The organism is Acinetobacter sp. 12966 (assembly GCF_031196995.1).
GTDB lineage: Bacteria > Pseudomonadota > Gammaproteobacteria > Pseudomonadales > Moraxellaceae > Acinetobacter > Acinetobacter geminorum.
Genome location: NZ_JAVIMC010000097.1, coordinates 41,074 through 55,382, shown reverse-complemented (window position 1 = coordinate 55,382; position 14,309 = coordinate 41,074). Strand labels below are relative to the sequence as shown.

The window sequence follows — 14,309 nt, the reverse complement described above, 5'->3', positions numbered from 1 at the left end:
CACAAAATAATTTACAGGCTCTCACTTAACATTAAGTCTGGTCTCTTATCTGCTCTATCACCTGAATAATGTTTTTCTAGATATTTGTTAATTTGTTTTTTAAGCGTAATGTTGCTACTAAAAATTGAATATTGAGCACCTAAAATCCATAAGTTGTTTTCTAAACTTTTATGAACTTCACTTTCTAGAGTTTCATTTTCATCACAAAGCTCTTCAAAATAATCTAAGAACTTTAATCGAGTCTTTGTTTGTTCAGCAATAATTGCCAATTCAGCTAATCCAAAATCGGAGAGGGCTTCAGCTAACTTAGAAATATCATTTTTATCAGCTTCATTGATATAGTCTAAAATTGCTCTGTAGTCTGATTTTTCTAAAGAATCTAATAAAACGTTAACGATAGGTTCAAGCTTGGAATCTGGTTCACCATAATATTTTTCAAGAATAGATTTGATCGCTTTATCAGCAAATTGGCGTTTGAATTCTGGTAATAGAGCTAACCTATCTTGAGTTTTTTTGCGTAAGCGAGCATTTGCTAAATCAATATCATGCCGATATTCTTCTCTTATCTTTGCGATTAAAATAGGTTGAATTGTTTCTTCTAGCTTTTCTAAAAGTAAACTATTTTCAATGAATGATCCCCAGTCAGCAGTTACATGCTCACTTAACCAGTCTGCTTCAATTTCACCATAAATCTTATCTAATAATTTGGAAGGGAAGCTTTCATGCTTATCTAAACCGAAAAATGAGGGTTTACCAATTATTTTACCTTGGACACGAATTGATATACCTGCTTGTTTCAATTTTGACTTTTCTGAAGAAACGGTTAGCTGAAGTCTGACTAACCCTAAATTGTTAATACTTAATTGTTCATCATGATATTTTCCCCTTAAATCATCAATGTCTAACGTTTTAGAATTAATAACAATTTTAAAATCCTCACTTCTCCCATACTCTCTAATTAAAAGAGATTTGAACTTTTCAGGATTTGGGATATGTAAATTTTGTTTTAAATTATTTAATGTGATTTTAGTTCCTTTTTTCTTAGGTTCACAATCTTCAACCTTGATAGATAAATCTAATTTTCCTAATTCAAGAGAAGCTGATAATGCTGTCGATGAAATCTCAAAACTAGAGCATTTACCTTTAGCCCAAGTCTCTAATTTCATGTGATCTGCTATCATCAGCCCAGCAAATTTACCAATCCCTTTTTTACCTTTAACTTTTCTTTTAAAAAGATTAGTTAATTCACCTCTGCGTTTACGTCGGTCACTTGCAATAAAAAGGTATTCATGCGTTAGTTCGTGTTCAGTCATTCCAGAACCAAAGTCATGGATGACTAAAGGAGTATTTGTCATTGCCTGATCAGGCAACTCTACGAAAACCGTATCAGCATCAGCATCCCAAGCATTATCGATCAATTCTTTTAACGCTTGTTCAGATGAAGAATATGATTGTGAAAGTAAGGTAACTAGTCGAGCATCAATTTGAAATTTACTTTTTGACATGAATTTATAAAATATGATTATTTAAAATTATTCTATCATTTATTATTGTATTTGTTTACAAAGTAACCAATAAAAATCCCCTCATTTGAGGGGATTTTTTGAATCAAATTACAGCATTAAAGCGCAGCAATCTGTTCCATATTCGCTTTAACTTTCTCTAACTGAGCAGCAAATTCAGCAAGCTTCGCTTTTTCACCCTCAACAACCGGTATTGGTGCTTTAGATACAAAGCCTTCATTTGCAAGTTTGCCCGCGATTTGGTCGTGTTGCTTTTGGATTTTATCCAAGTCTTTTTGCAAACGAGCAAGTTCTGCTTTAGGGTCAATTAAGCCTTTCATTGGTACAAATACCGATGCATGACTAACAACGCTAGAGCAAGATAAAGGTGGTTCTTGGTCTTTATTCAGGAACTCAATGCTTTCAACTTTAGCCAAGGCTTTGAACAATGCTTCAATACGAATAATTTGTTCACGTTCAGCGTCAGATGTATTTTGAAGTAATACTGGCAACAAGCGCGCATTACCTAAGCCTAACTCACCACGAATGTTACGTACTGCACCAATCAAACCTTGAAGCCATTGCATATCTGCTTCAGCTTGTTCATTGATTTTTGCTTGCTCAGGAACAGGGTATTGAGCAGTCATAATCGTTGGGCCGCCTTGACCAAGCATTGGTGCAAGCGTTTGCCAGATTTCTTCTGTTAAATACGGCATAAGCGGATGAGCCAAACGTAATGAAGCTTCCATCACTGCAAGCAATACACGACGTACTTCAGCTTTACGTTCTTCTGAAACTTCTGCATCGTTTAGAACTGGTTTAGTTAACTCAACATACCAGTCACAATATTCATTCCAGATAAAGTCGTAAATCGCTTGAGCAGCAAGGTCTAAACGGTAAGTTGCAAATGCTTGGTGTACAGCAGCTTCAGCTTTTTGTAGACGGCTGATGATCCATTGTTCTGGAAGTTCCCAAAGATCAGGACGAGCTTGTTGACCAACAGTTTGACCTTCAACATTCATCAGAACGAAACGAGTTGCGTTCCAGATTTTGTTACAGAAATTACGGTAGCCTTCAACACGTTTTAAGTCGAACTTGATGTCACGACCAGTATTTGCAAGCGCACAGAATGTGAAACGAACTGCGTCAGTACCGTAAGCATTAATGCCTTCTGGGAACTCTTTGCGCGTTGATTTTTCAATCTTCGCTGCATCTTTCGGATTCATTAGGCCAGTCGTACGTTTTGCAACTAAGCTTTCTAAATCAATACCGTCAATCAAGTCTAATGGGTCAAGTACGTTACCTTTAGACTTCGACATTTTTTGACCTTCACCATCACGCACCAAGCCGTGAACGTAAACAGTCTTAAATGGAACTTGAGATGAACCATCTTCATTTTTCATGAAGTGTAGGGTCATCATGATCATGCGGGCAACCCAGAAGAAAATGATGTCAAAACCAGTCACCAACACATCTGTTGGGTGGAAAGTTTTTAAGAAATCATTCGCTGCATCTTTTTGTGCGTCGCCAGTCCAACCTAAAGTTGAGAATGTCCAAAGTGCAGATGAGAACCATGTATCAAGTACGTCTTCGTCTTGTTTAAGTTCAACGTCAGCAGCGATGTTGTTTTTCGCACGTACTTCTTCTTCGTTACGACCTACATAGATATTGCCATTTGCATCGTACCAAGCTGGAATACGATGACCCCACCAAAGCTGACGTGAAATACACCAGTCTTGAATGTCACGCATCCACGCCATGTACATGTTGCTGTACTGCTCTGGCACAAATTTAATGCGACCATCTTGAACTGCTTCAATTGCAGGTTCAGCAAGAGGAGCAATTTTTACGTACCATTGGTCAGTTAGTAACGGCTCAATGATCACGCCTGAACGGTCGCCACGTGGAGCTTTTAAGTCATACGGTTGGATTTGATCTAACCAGCCTTCAGCTTCAGCTTGAGCAACTAATTTTTTACGTGCTTCAAAACGTTCTAAACCAGCGTATTCGGCAGGTGCAGTAATCGTTTTAGAAATTTGTTCGCCAGCTTTTGCAATATATTCAAACTCACCTAAAACTTCGGCGTTTTTGTTGAAGATATTAATGATAGGCAAGCTATTGCGTTTACCTAGGTCATAGTCATTGAAGTCATGAGCAGGCGTGATTTTTACACAGCCAGTACCGAAGTCTTTTTCAACGTAGTCGTCGGCAACGATTGGAATTAAACGACCCGTAATTGGCAATACGATGTTCTTACCAACAAGATGCGCATAACGCTCATCTTCAGGGTGAACGGCAACCGCGGTATCGCCCAGTAAAGTTTCAGGACGAGTTGTTGCAACAACTAAATAGTCTTTGCCGTCTTGAGTTTTAACTGATTTGTCTTCAAAGAAATATTTAAAGTGCCAAAGTGAGCCTTTTTCTTCTTTGCTTTCTACTTCAAGGTCAGAAAGTGCTGTTTGCAGTTTAGGGTCCCAGTTTACTAGGCGCTTACCGCGGTAAATTAAACCGTCTTCGTGCAAACGAACGAATACTTCTTTAACTGCGTTTGATAAACCTTCGTCCATCGTGAAGCGTTCACGTGACCAGTCTACCGAAGAACCTAAGCGACGAATTTGTTTAGTGATTGTGCCGCCAGATTGTTCTTTCCATTCCCAAACTTTTTCGATGAACTTTTCACGGCCTAAGTCGTGACGAGTTACACCTTGTAAGCCAAGTTGACGCTCAACAACCATTTGAGTTGCAATACCAGCATGGTCTGTACCCGGTTGCCACAAAGTGTTTTTACCCATCATACGGTTATAACGGGTGAGGGCATCCATAATGGCATTGTTAAAGCCATGGCCCATGTGCAAACTACCAGTGACGTTTGGTGGTGGAATCATGATACAGAATGATTCACCGTGACCAGAAGGTTTGAAGTAACCTTGTTCTTCCCACGTTTTGTACCACTTCTTTTCGATCTCGGTTGGATCGTATGTGGTTGCAATATTTTGAGCGGTTTGAGCGTCAGTCATAGTAGCTTAGATCGAATATGCATAAAAAATTGCATCTATTGTAGCAAAAAAATGCCTCGAAATTAATGTGCTGAAAACAGATAAACGGTTTTGTATTTTTTTCAAAAAACGGTAGATTTATGAAAGATGGATCACAATTTAATCGTGTGGCGACACGGCACAAAAATTACAAAAGAATTGAAAAAGGATGCTGCTGATGAGTTATGAAGTTTTTTTGAAAATTTCCGATTCGACTTATACCCAATTCGAGGCTATTCGGCAAAAACTACATGATGGAGTAAGTCAAAGTCAGGCAAAAGTTTTGGGGGGTGTTTTGTCTGACCTTTCCTGTGAAATTATTGAGCAGGTTTTTTCTGTGCTTTTACAGTCAGGAAATGCAAGCATGTCTCCAAAACAACAAGCTGAGTCTGAAAAAGTCATTCAGCAAGTTTTAGAGACTTTTCGAAAATACATGCCTTGGTCAGTTTCATTCTTTGGAAATGAACGTCTTTTACCCTTGGTTGACTACATGACATCACTCATGAAAGAGCAAGGGCAGCAAGTTTATATTACCTATCCAGTTACACTTCAACTGGTGCAACAAGCTGAAACCCTTACCCAGCAAATTCGTGACGGTAATATGCAAAGTATTACGGCTGCATTTGAAACGCTCATACAAATTGTGGATTTAGGCGTAACAAGCCTAGTACGTGAGCCTAAAAAGCGTTTAAAATTTAATTTGGTTGTCGATAAAACTCTTAACGGAGTCATCAACATGACGACGCATTTGGGCTATAAACGTTTGGAAAAGTTAGGGACACAGGTCGATCAGACCACAGCAACTCATTATATCAATCACTTTTTGGCCTTCATGCATCAAGCAGCATAATTTAAAAAGATAATAGGAACATCACATGGCCAAACTTGATACTTTGCAAAATAAAGTGGTATGGATTACGGGCGCATCTTCTGGTTTAGGTAAGGCCTTAGCAGGAGAGTTGGCTTTACAAGGCGCAAAGTTGATTTTAACCTCACGTCGTTTTGAAGAATTAGAAGAAGTTCGGGTTGGTTTATTAAATCCCGATCATCATTTGTCTGTCGTTGCAGATATTACTGATGAAAAGCAGGTTCAAGAGGCTTACAAGCAGATTTTAAAGGCGAAAGGCCGTATTGACTGGCTCATCAATAATGCAGGTTTAAGTCAACGTGCTTTAATTAAAGACACGACAATGGCAACTGAACGCGCCATTATGGAAGTCGATTATTTCTCACAAGTCGCGTTAACTAAAACCGTATTACCGACCATGCTAAAACAAAAGTCTGGCCGAGTTGTATTTGTGTCGAGTGTGGCGGGTTTATTGGGAACACAGTACCGTGCAAGCTACTCGGCTGCTAAAGCGGCAATTCACATGTGGGCAAATAGTTTACGTGCTGAGGTCTCAGATCAAGGTGTCGAAGTTTCAGTTATTTTCCCTGGTTTTGTAAAAACTAATGTTTCTTTTAATGCACTCAATGGTGCAGGGGAACCTCAAGGCCATCAAGACGAAGCAATTGAAAATGGTTTAGAGGCAGATGTTTTTGCAGAGCAAGCTGTAAAAGCGTTAGTACAGGGTCAAGAATATATTGTTGTGGGTGGGGCCAAAGAAAAATTAGGTGTGATGGTTTCTCGGATGTCACCAAAACTTCTTTATAAAATGATTCGGAAAACAAAAGTAAAATAAAAAAGTGATTTTGCCGTGCTAAATTGGTGAAAAACCCGCATAGAAGGTTCACCATGGATCAGGATTATCACCGTATCTTAGAAGTCGTCACGCGTTTTCAATTGGTCTTTGACCAGAAAAATTGGGACGCTTTTGATGAGTTGTTGGCAGATCAACTTGAGGTGGACTATTTCCAATTTAGAGGAGAGCCTTTGTGTGTCGTGTCTTGTCATGAATATAAAGGCTCTCGGCAGCAAGCTTTATCCCATTTACGACTACAGCACAATTTGAGCAATCCTCTTGTTCGGATTGAACAAGATCAAGCATGGCTAGAATGTAATTATCAAATTTATCGTTTTTCAGAAAATGATTATTTTCATTCTTTTGGTCGTTATTATTTTACTTTGGCGAAACAACAAGACCGTTGGAAAATTACCCGAATTTGCCAACATTTAACTAAAAATATTGGCAATCCACGTATTCATTTTTCTGAGGTTGGGCAGTATTAATCTTTAACTGCTGTTCCATAAGCAAAAACTTCGACCATTCCGCCTTGCATTCCGAGTTCGGTTGTACTCAGCCGAACTCCCATAATATGAGTAGCACCGACACTTTGAGCTTGTTGTTTTAAACGAACAATGGCTTCACGGCGAGCGCGTTCAACAATACTTTCATAACTGGTCAGTCTTCCGCCCAAAACGTTTTTTATAGTTGCCAATATATATTTAAAGTAATCATGAGAAATCACAACATTACTGCTAATAAAGTGGCCTAGTTGATCACTCGTTGCAAAACGATTGGTATCAATTCTGATATGGGCAAATTGTTGCTCTTTTTCTAGAAGTTCATTCAAATGTTTTCGTTCAATATGGCGGCCAAAAGCCCAACCAATGCTGAAAAGAATGAGAAAAATAACAAGCTGAAAAATAAGATTATCCATTTTCTACCTATGCATTAAATGGATCGGGTAGATGGGGTGCTTGAGGCTGCACAACCACAGCTGTGCCATATACGAATAATTCAGAAGCACCTTGGGCAATATTTGAAGTTGAAAAACGAATACCCACAATTGCATTCGCACCAAGTTGCTGAGCTTTGGCAATCATACGCTGCATGGCTTCTTGGCGAGATTCCTCTAATAATTCGGTATAACCCGTAAGTTCACCACCCACGATATTTTTTAAACTTGCCATCAAGTCACGGCCAACATGTTTACTACGAACGGTACTTCCGTAAACAACATCCAGCTGCTTTAAAATTTGGTGGCCTGGAACACTTTCTAAATTACTCAATAACATTGTTTTTTATCAATCTAAATTCTTAAGGTTTCAAGATAAAAAATATTCAGATGAGTTGCAATAAAAAAGCCCACCGAAGTGAGCTTTTGTGAATAAGTTATTTAAAACTTATTGCTTTTTAAGTTCAGCACTAGATGGTTGATTAACCACTGTATCTGAAGTATTTGCTTTTAAACCACCACCTAGAGTTTTGTATAACTCGATTTGGTTGTTTAAATTTGCTTGTTGAAGCAATAACAAACCTTGTTCTGCTGAATAAGATGAACGCTGTGCATCAAGAACCGTCAAGTAACTATCAATACCAGCACGGAAGCGGGCATTTGAAAGTGTGTAGTTGCGGTTAGTTGCTTCTACTAGACGTTGTTGAGCTGTTAAACGCTCACCAATGTTGGCACGAGTTGCAAGCGCGTCATTAACTTCGCGGAACGCAGACTGAACTGATTTTTCATAATCAGACAATGCAATTTTCTGATCAGTTTCAGAAATTTTTACATTGGCACGACGAGTGCCCCAGTCAAAGATTGGTAAGTCTAAGCTTGGTCCAATTGACCATACAAAACCACCTGACTTAAATAGATCACTTAAGTCAGTTGATGCATAACCTGCAGAACCCGTTAAGCTAATGGTTGGGAATAAACGTGCTTTTGCAGCACCGATATTCGCACCAGCAGCGCTTAAGTTATATTCAGCAGCTTTTACATCTGGACGGTTGTTAAGCAAGTCGCTTGGTAAACCCGCTGTAAATACATTTTGTTGCGTAATGCGTTTTACAGGTTGGGTTGGCAACAAGTTTTGTGGAACTGGTTGACCTACTAACAAGTTCAACAAGTTTTGTGCTTGAGCAATCTGTGTTTTGTAGTTCGCTACATCATTACGCGCAGTTTCTACAGAAATCTGTGCCTGACGTAGTGGAACTTCACTGTCGATGCCCACATCAAAACGTTTTTTGTTGAGATTGTAAGAGTCTTGCTGTGCTTTAAGTGTTTGCTCTGCAAGTCTTAAGTTGGCAGTTGCGAAAGAATAGTTCAACCAAGCTTGAGCCACTTGACTGATTAGACTGATTTGAGTCGAATCACGTGCGCTTTGCGTTGAAAGATAACTATCTAACGCAGCATCTTTTAAGCTACGTACGCGGCCCCAAAAATCAAGCTCATAGGCAGTTACACCCAGACCTACTTGATAAGTAGAGTAGGGGTTATTCGGATCACGGCTTTGAGAAACCTGACGAATTGCACTGCCACTTGCTCCGATTGTTGGAAGCTGATTGTTCTGTGTAATTCGATATTGCTGTTGAGCACGTTCGATATTGAGCGTTGCTGTACGTAAGTCGCGGTTGTTGGCAAGTGCCAAATCAATCACTCCGAGCAAACGAGGGTCAGCAAAGAACTGTTTGTAACCCTGTTCAGCAATAGACGTACCAGAAGCGCTATATGCATAGCTTTGTGGAATATCGGTTTTCACGACTGGTTCTGGGCCGCGCATGCTTTGACAAGCTGACAAAGCAAGCGCAAGTGCAGATACCGCAATGCTACGACCTGAAATAGACCATACGTTTTGCATCACGATTTATGCTCCTGAGTGTTTATGGTTTTTGGTTTGTACTTAAAGATACTACGAATCCACACATAGAATACAGGGATAAAGAAGATACCTAAGAACGTTGCACTGAGTACGCCACCGAGTACACCGTAACCAACAGAGTGCTGACTTCCAGCACCTGCACCTGTTGAAAGGGCAAGCGGAAGTACACCGAAACCGAAGGCAAGGGTAGTCATGATAATTGGGCGTAAACGCATTTTTGCAGCATGTAAAGTTGCATCAATGAGGTCTTCACCTTTTTCCTGCAACTCTTTTGCGAACTCAACAATCAAGATCGCATTTTTTGCAGAAAGACCGATGACCGCGATCATCGCTACCTGGAAGTAAATGTTATTTGAGAGATTTGGATCTCCTTTAATAATCATACCCAAGTAAGTTAATACGATTGCACCAATAATACCGAGTGGTACCACAAGTAAAACCGAGAACGGAATAGACCAGCTTTCATACAATGCAGCCAAGCAAAGGAAAACGATTAACAATGAAAGTGCATATAAGAATGGAGCTTGAGCACCAGACTCACGTTCTTCAAGTGATAAACCTGTCCATTCATAGTCGAAACCTTGTAAGCCCATAGATGGTAACTTAGCAATAATTTCTTCCATCGCTTTCATTGAGTCACCAGAGCTCACGCCAGGTGCAGGTGTACCTTGAATGTTAACCGATGACACGCCGTTATAACGTTCAAGACGTGGAGAACCATACGTCCATTCGCCAGTAGCAAATGCAGAGAACGGTACCATTTCGCCTTTGTTATTACGTACATACCACTTGTTTAAGTCTTCAGGCATCATACGGCTACCCGCATCACCTTGAACATAAACTTTTTTCACACGTCCACGGTCAACGAAATCGTTAATGTATGAGCCACCCCATGCAATACGCATCGTATTGTTAATGTCGGCAATGCTAACGCCCATGGCACCAGCTTGAGCCTGATCTACATTAATTTGATACTGAGGTGTATCTTCTTGTCCATTAGGACGTACCCCTACAAGACGTTTATCTTGTGAAGCCAAACCTAAAATTGCATTACGTGCGGCAATAAGTTTCTCATGACCTTGACCACTTGAATCTTTAAGTTGCAAGTTGAATCCGGCTGTTACACCGAGTTCAGGCATAGCTGGAAGCTGTAATGGCATGATGTAAGATGCGTCTTTAACGATCATGTTCAATGCCATACCACGCTGAATCAACGCGCCAATTTGAGTTTCTGGTGAAGTACGTTCACTCCAGTCTTTCAATTTAACGAAGCCAATACCAGCATTTTGACCAACACCTGTGAATGAGAAACCTGAAACTGTAAAAATAGATTCCACAGTATCTTTTTCATTCATGAAGAAGTTTGTCATGGTGTCAATCACTTTACCTGTACGGTCAAGCGTTGCATTTGGCGGTAATTGAACAAGGGTCATTACCACACCCTGATCTTCTTCTGGTAAGAATGAAGATGGGAGTTTCTGGAACAAGAACACTAATAAAGCAATAACTACAGCGTAAAGTACGCCAGAGAAGATTTTGCCCTTAAGCATGCGGCTAACACCATTTTGGTAGCTATGCGACATACGGTCAAAACCATTGTTAAAGCCTCTAAAGAAACGAGCAAAAATATTATTGCTTGGTGCTTTGTTAGGATCATGCTGTTTTAAAATGGTCGCACAAAGTGCCGGTGTAAATGTTAATGCAACAATTAACGATAGAACCATTGCTGTTACAAGGGTAATCGAGAATTGACGGTAAATTACACCAGTGGTACCACCAAAGAATGCCATTGGTACGAATACAGCTGTTAATACGCTCGTGATACCAATTAACGCGCCAGAAATCTGTTGCATTGATCGTGACGTCGCCGTGACCGGATCGGTATGCTCTTCACTCATAACACGTTCGACGTTTTCCACTACAACGATGGCGTCATCGACCAAAAGACCAATTGCCAATACCATGGCGAACATGGTTAAGGTGTTAATTGAAAAGCCAAAGATATTAATAACAGCGAATGTACCCAATACAACAACAGGTACAGCAAGTGTTGGAATAATCGTTGCACGCCAGTTCTGCAAGAACAAGAACATGACAATGAATACCAAAATTACTGCTTCAATTAATGTGTGTACGACACTTTCAATTGAAAGACGAATAAATGGGGTCGTGTCATAAGCCAGTTTGTCTTCAAGACCCGCTGGATAGTTCTTGCGTAGTTCAGATAAACGTTGCTCAACAGCTTCTGCTGTGTCAAGTGCGTTGGCACCAGTTGCAATTTTAATTGCAAGACCACCAGCAGGTTTACCATTAAACTTCGAATCGAACTGGTAGTTATCAGAACCTAACTCTACACGTGCAACATCTTTTAAACGAACCTCAGCACCAGATGCTGTGTTCTTTAAGAAGATATTTTTAAACTGTTCAGGTGTTTGCAACAAACTTTGAGCATTCACTGTTGCGTTAAGCACTTGACCTTGTACCGCTGGTGCACCACCTAACTGGCCTACAGCAACTTGTGAGTTTTGCGCTTGTAAAGCTGTCGCAATATCACTAGGAGTAAGCTGATAACTGGTTAACTTAGCTGGATCAAGCCAAATACGCATCGCGTATGAACCACCAAAGACTGTTACCTCACCCACACCAGCAACACGGCTCAGTGGTTCTTTAATTGATGAGTTTACATAGTCTTTAATGTCTGAGTCAGAAAGGCTGTTATCTGGAGAGTAAAATGCAATAACTTGCAAGAAGCTTGCACCAGATTTAGTTACTGTTACACCTTGACGTTGTACATCTTCAGGTAAAAGTGCAGTTGCAGATTGCAGTTTGTTTTGAACCTGAACCTGTGCAATATCTGGATCAATACCTTGTTGAAAGTTTAATTCAATAGAGGCCTGACCGTTACCAGCACTGTTAGAAGAGATATAACGTAAACCATCTAGACCATTCATTTGTTGTTCAATGATCTGGGTTACGGTATTTTCAACAGTTTCAGCCGATGCACCAGGGTAAGTTGCAGCAATAGTAACTGTCGGTGGTGCAATCGTCGGATACTGTGCAATAGGCATTTTTGTTAGCGTGAGAATACCCGCCAACATAATGACTAATGCAATCACCCACGCAAAAATGGGGCGATGAATAAAAAATTGTGCCATTCAATCTACCCCTTATGCATTAGATGCTTTCTGTTCTGCTTGAGGTTTACCTGATTGAGCCGGTTTTGTCGCATTTGGAGCTGCACCTTGTGGATTCGCTGGTTGAGCTTGGTAAGGTTTTGCTGAAACTTCTTGCCCTTCTTTCACTTTGGCAACACCATCAACAATCACTTTATCACCAGCTTTAAGACCGTTAGTCACAATCCAGTTTTGTCCTTGAACACCAGAGGTTTCAACAGGACGACTCTCAACAGCACCTTTGGCATTAACAAGCATTGCTACAGCTTGACCTGTAGGTAAACGCGTAATTGCAGCTTGAGGAATCAGGTAAGCATTAGGAACTACACCTTGAACAATCTGTGCAGTGGTATACATGCCTGGAAGTAACAGATGATTCGGGTTCGAGAATACGGCACGTAGAGTAATCGTTCCTGTATCCTGGTTCACAGAAGCATCAGAGAAAGCAAGTTGTCCTTCGATTGGGTAAGTTGAACCATCTTCGAGCTTCAATTTTACTTTCGTGTTGTTACTATTGTTTAAACTACCTTTGCTAAGTTGTTGACGTAAACGTAATAACTCGGCACTAGACTGGTTAATGTCAACATAGATTGGATCTAACTGTTGAATCGTCACTAACGGATCAGTTTGGTTTGCAGTGACTAAAGCACCGGCTGTTACAGAAGAACGTCCAGACTGACCAGAAATTGGTGAGCGAATTGTAGAGTAGCCAAGATCAACATTTGCATTCGTTACTTGAGCTTTTGCTGCAGAAACTTGTGCTTCGGCAACATTAACCTGACCAAGTAAGTCGTCATATTCTTGTTTAGACACAGCATTACTCGAAACAAGCTGTTTATAACGGTTTAACTTAGTACGTAGTGAAGCTAGATTTGCCTGTTGTTGTAAAAGGGTAGCCTTTGCATTTTCAAGCGTTGCACGGTTAGTTCGAGAATCGAGCTCATAAAGAGCTTGTCCTTCACGAACATAACTTCCTTCAGCAAACAAGCGCTTTAAAATCACACCACTTGTTTGAGGACGAACTTCAGAAATTTGATATGCTGAAGTACGGCCGGAAAGTTCAACGCTTTGTTCAACACTTTGTGGTTGAGCAACAATAACACCTACTTCTGCAGGCGGCATTTTCTGAGCAGCAGCAGCTTGCTGTTTCTCATCGGAGCCTTTGCTACAACCAACAAGTGCGATACTTGTTGCTAATGCGCAAGCAGTAAGGGCAGGAGCCCAAAGCTTAGCCGACATCATTGTTCCACCTCGTTTAGATAAAATCTAAAAATATATTTGTTTTCTACTTAACCTACTTTGTGTTTGTAATAACCAGAGCCAAAGCAGTGCAATCCAAATAAAACCTATGCCCCAACCGGCGAGTACATCTGTTGGAAAATGAACTCCAGCATATATTCTTGAAAGCCCCATGCAGATAAACCAAAGACAGGAAATCAAAATGATATAAGGAGAGTTAGTGTTGGGCTTATGGCATAACATTATCATTGCCATACAAGCCAGTGTTGATGCATAAACACTATGTGCACTTGGGAACGATGCACCATAACTTTCGACAATATGATACGCCAGTGGAGGTCTTGGACGGTCAACACACCACTTGAGTAGCCAACCCGTGATGATACTGCCAAGAACACCCACGCTAATGAAAATAACAGTAATGTATTTTTTATACCATGCTTGATATATACACACCAATAAGGATAAAAAACATACAAAAGGCATACCACCTACACGTGCTAGAAAGGTCGTAATAGAGTTAAGATAATCTGATCGATTTTCACTCAATATTTGAACGGTGAGAAGATCCAAAGATTGAAGTCTTGGTACAAAAAGACCAAGAACACCTAATCCTAAAAAAATACAACCAATAAAAAGCAATAAATAGGGCATGTATATACCTTTGCTTGTTCAAGCAGTGTCTACTACTGAAAGCCGTTAAAAGTGTACTTGCCAGTACACTTTTTTTCAAGCCTGATAGATCATCGTAAATTCATTTTGAAAAATTTTTAACATTTGGAAAAACAATCACAACAAAATTGACGAAAATCACATTTTG

The 14,309-nt window shown here is 40.1% G+C and carries 11 protein-coding genes; 3 read left to right on the top strand and 8 right to left on the bottom strand.

Annotation, left to right across the window (positions count from 1 at the left end):
- Nucleotides 1–11: 11 nt before the first annotated feature.
- A complete protein-coding gene (locus RFW85_RS15455; protein WP_309171658.1) occupies nucleotides 12–1,505 on the bottom strand; it encodes an ATP-binding protein in 1,494 nt (497 codons plus the stop codon).
- A gap of 116 nt (nucleotides 1,506–1,621) precedes the next feature.
- Entirely contained in the window at nucleotides 1,622–4,519 is a 2,898-nt protein-coding gene (locus RFW85_RS15450) for a valine--tRNA ligase (protein WP_309171657.1), read from the bottom strand.
- Between the two features lie 196 nt (nucleotides 4,520–4,715).
- Here RFW85_RS15450 and RFW85_RS15445 point away from each other — a divergent pair, with 196 nt between their 5' ends.
- Genes RFW85_RS15445 through RFW85_RS15435 form a run of 3 tightly spaced genes read left to right on the top strand, consistent with a single transcriptional unit; the run spans nucleotide 4,716 to nucleotide 6,707 of the window.
- Nucleotides 4,716–5,387 (top strand): hypothetical protein, encoded by a 672-nt coding sequence (locus RFW85_RS15445; RefSeq protein WP_032052717.1) that lies wholly within the window; start codon nucleotides 4,716–4,718, stop codon nucleotides 5,385–5,387.
- 25 nt (nucleotides 5,388–5,412) lie between these two features.
- On the top strand, nucleotides 5,413–6,219 hold the full coding sequence (locus RFW85_RS15440) for an SDR family NAD(P)-dependent oxidoreductase (RefSeq protein ID WP_005064503.1): 807 nt from the start codon (nucleotides 5,413–5,415) through the stop codon (nucleotides 6,217–6,219).
- Nucleotides 6,220–6,272: 53 nt separating this feature from the next.
- Complete coding sequence (locus tag RFW85_RS15435; protein WP_005064505.1) at nucleotides 6,273–6,707, top strand: nuclear transport factor 2 family protein; 435 nt, start codon at nucleotides 6,273–6,275, stop codon at nucleotides 6,705–6,707.
- Here the strand turns inward: RFW85_RS15435 and RFW85_RS15430 are convergent.
- From RFW85_RS15430 to RFW85_RS15405, 6 genes are all read right to left on the bottom strand, one after another.
- Entirely contained in the window at nucleotides 6,704–7,138 is a 435-nt protein-coding gene (locus RFW85_RS15430) for a YbjQ family protein (protein WP_170249628.1), read from the bottom strand. The genes RFW85_RS15435 and RFW85_RS15430 overlap by 4 nt on opposite strands.
- A gap of 7 nt (nucleotides 7,139–7,145) precedes the next feature.
- On the bottom strand, nucleotides 7,146–7,496 hold the full coding sequence (locus RFW85_RS15425) for a YbjQ family protein (RefSeq protein WP_005109514.1): 351 nt from the start codon (nucleotides 7,494–7,496) through the stop codon (nucleotides 7,146–7,148).
- 108 nt (nucleotides 7,497–7,604) lie between these two features.
- Nucleotides 7,605–9,056 carry a multidrug efflux RND transporter outer membrane channel subunit AdeK gene (gene adeK, locus RFW85_RS15420; RefSeq protein WP_170249640.1) on the bottom strand — a complete coding sequence of 484 codons (1,452 nt, stop codon included), beginning with the start codon at nucleotides 9,054–9,056 and terminating at the stop codon, nucleotides 7,605–7,607.
- Nucleotides 9,056–12,232 carry a multidrug efflux RND transporter permease subunit AdeJ gene (adeJ, locus tag RFW85_RS15415; RefSeq protein ID WP_170249629.1) on the bottom strand — a complete coding sequence of 1,059 codons (3,177 nt, stop codon included), beginning with the start codon at nucleotides 12,230–12,232 and terminating at the stop codon, nucleotides 9,056–9,058. The genes adeK and adeJ overlap by 1 nt, the downstream gene beginning before the upstream one ends.
- Nucleotides 12,233–12,244: 12 nt before the next feature.
- Nucleotides 12,245–13,492 (bottom strand): multidrug efflux RND transporter periplasmic adaptor subunit AdeI, encoded by a 1,248-nt coding sequence (gene adeI / locus RFW85_RS15410; protein WP_002116482.1) that lies wholly within the window; start codon nucleotides 13,490–13,492, stop codon nucleotides 12,245–12,247.
- A 24-nt stretch (nucleotides 13,493–13,516) separates the two neighbouring features.
- Nucleotides 13,517–14,143 carry a phosphatase PAP2 family protein gene (locus RFW85_RS15405; RefSeq protein ID WP_309171656.1) on the bottom strand — a complete coding sequence of 209 codons (627 nt, stop codon included), beginning with the start codon at nucleotides 14,141–14,143 and terminating at the stop codon, nucleotides 13,517–13,519.
- Nucleotides 14,144–14,309: the final 166 nt, after the last annotated feature.

Excerpts from the sequence above, each read along its gene's own strand:
- RFW85_RS15445 (WP_032052717.1), top strand. The coding sequence starts at position 4,716 with ATGAGTTATGAAGTTTTTTTGAAAATTTCCGATTCGACTTATACCCAA.
- RFW85_RS15450 (WP_309171657.1), bottom strand. The coding sequence starts at position 4,519 with ATGACTGACGCTCAAACCGCTCAAAATATTGCAACCACATACGATCCA.
- RFW85_RS15405 (WP_309171656.1), bottom strand. The coding sequence starts at position 14,143 with ATGCCCTATTTATTGCTTTTTATTGGTTGTATTTTTTTAGGATTAGGT.
- RFW85_RS15435 (WP_005064505.1), top strand. The coding sequence starts at position 6,273 with ATGGATCAGGATTATCACCGTATCTTAGAAGTCGTCACGCGTTTTCAA.
- adeK (WP_170249640.1), bottom strand. The coding sequence starts at position 9,056 with ATGCAAAACGTATGGTCTATTTCAGGTCGTAGCATTGCGGTATCTGCA.
- RFW85_RS15440 (WP_005064503.1), top strand. The coding sequence starts at position 5,413 with ATGGCCAAACTTGATACTTTGCAAAATAAAGTGGTATGGATTACGGGC.
- RFW85_RS15430 (WP_170249628.1), bottom strand. The coding sequence starts at position 7,138 with ATGGATAATCTTATTTTTCAGCTTGTTATTTTTCTCATTCTTTTCAGC.
- RFW85_RS15455 (WP_309171658.1), bottom strand. The coding sequence starts at position 1,505 with ATGTCAAAAAGTAAATTTCAAATTGATGCTCGACTAGTTACCTTACTT.
- adeJ (WP_170249629.1), bottom strand. The coding sequence starts at position 12,232 with ATGGCACAATTTTTTATTCATCGCCCCATTTTTGCGTGGGTGATTGCA.
- adeI (WP_002116482.1), bottom strand. The coding sequence starts at position 13,492 with ATGATGTCGGCTAAGCTTTGGGCTCCTGCCCTTACTGCTTGCGCATTA.
- RFW85_RS15425 (WP_005109514.1), bottom strand. The coding sequence starts at position 7,496 with ATGTTATTGAGTAATTTAGAAAGTGTTCCAGGCCACCAAATTTTAAAG.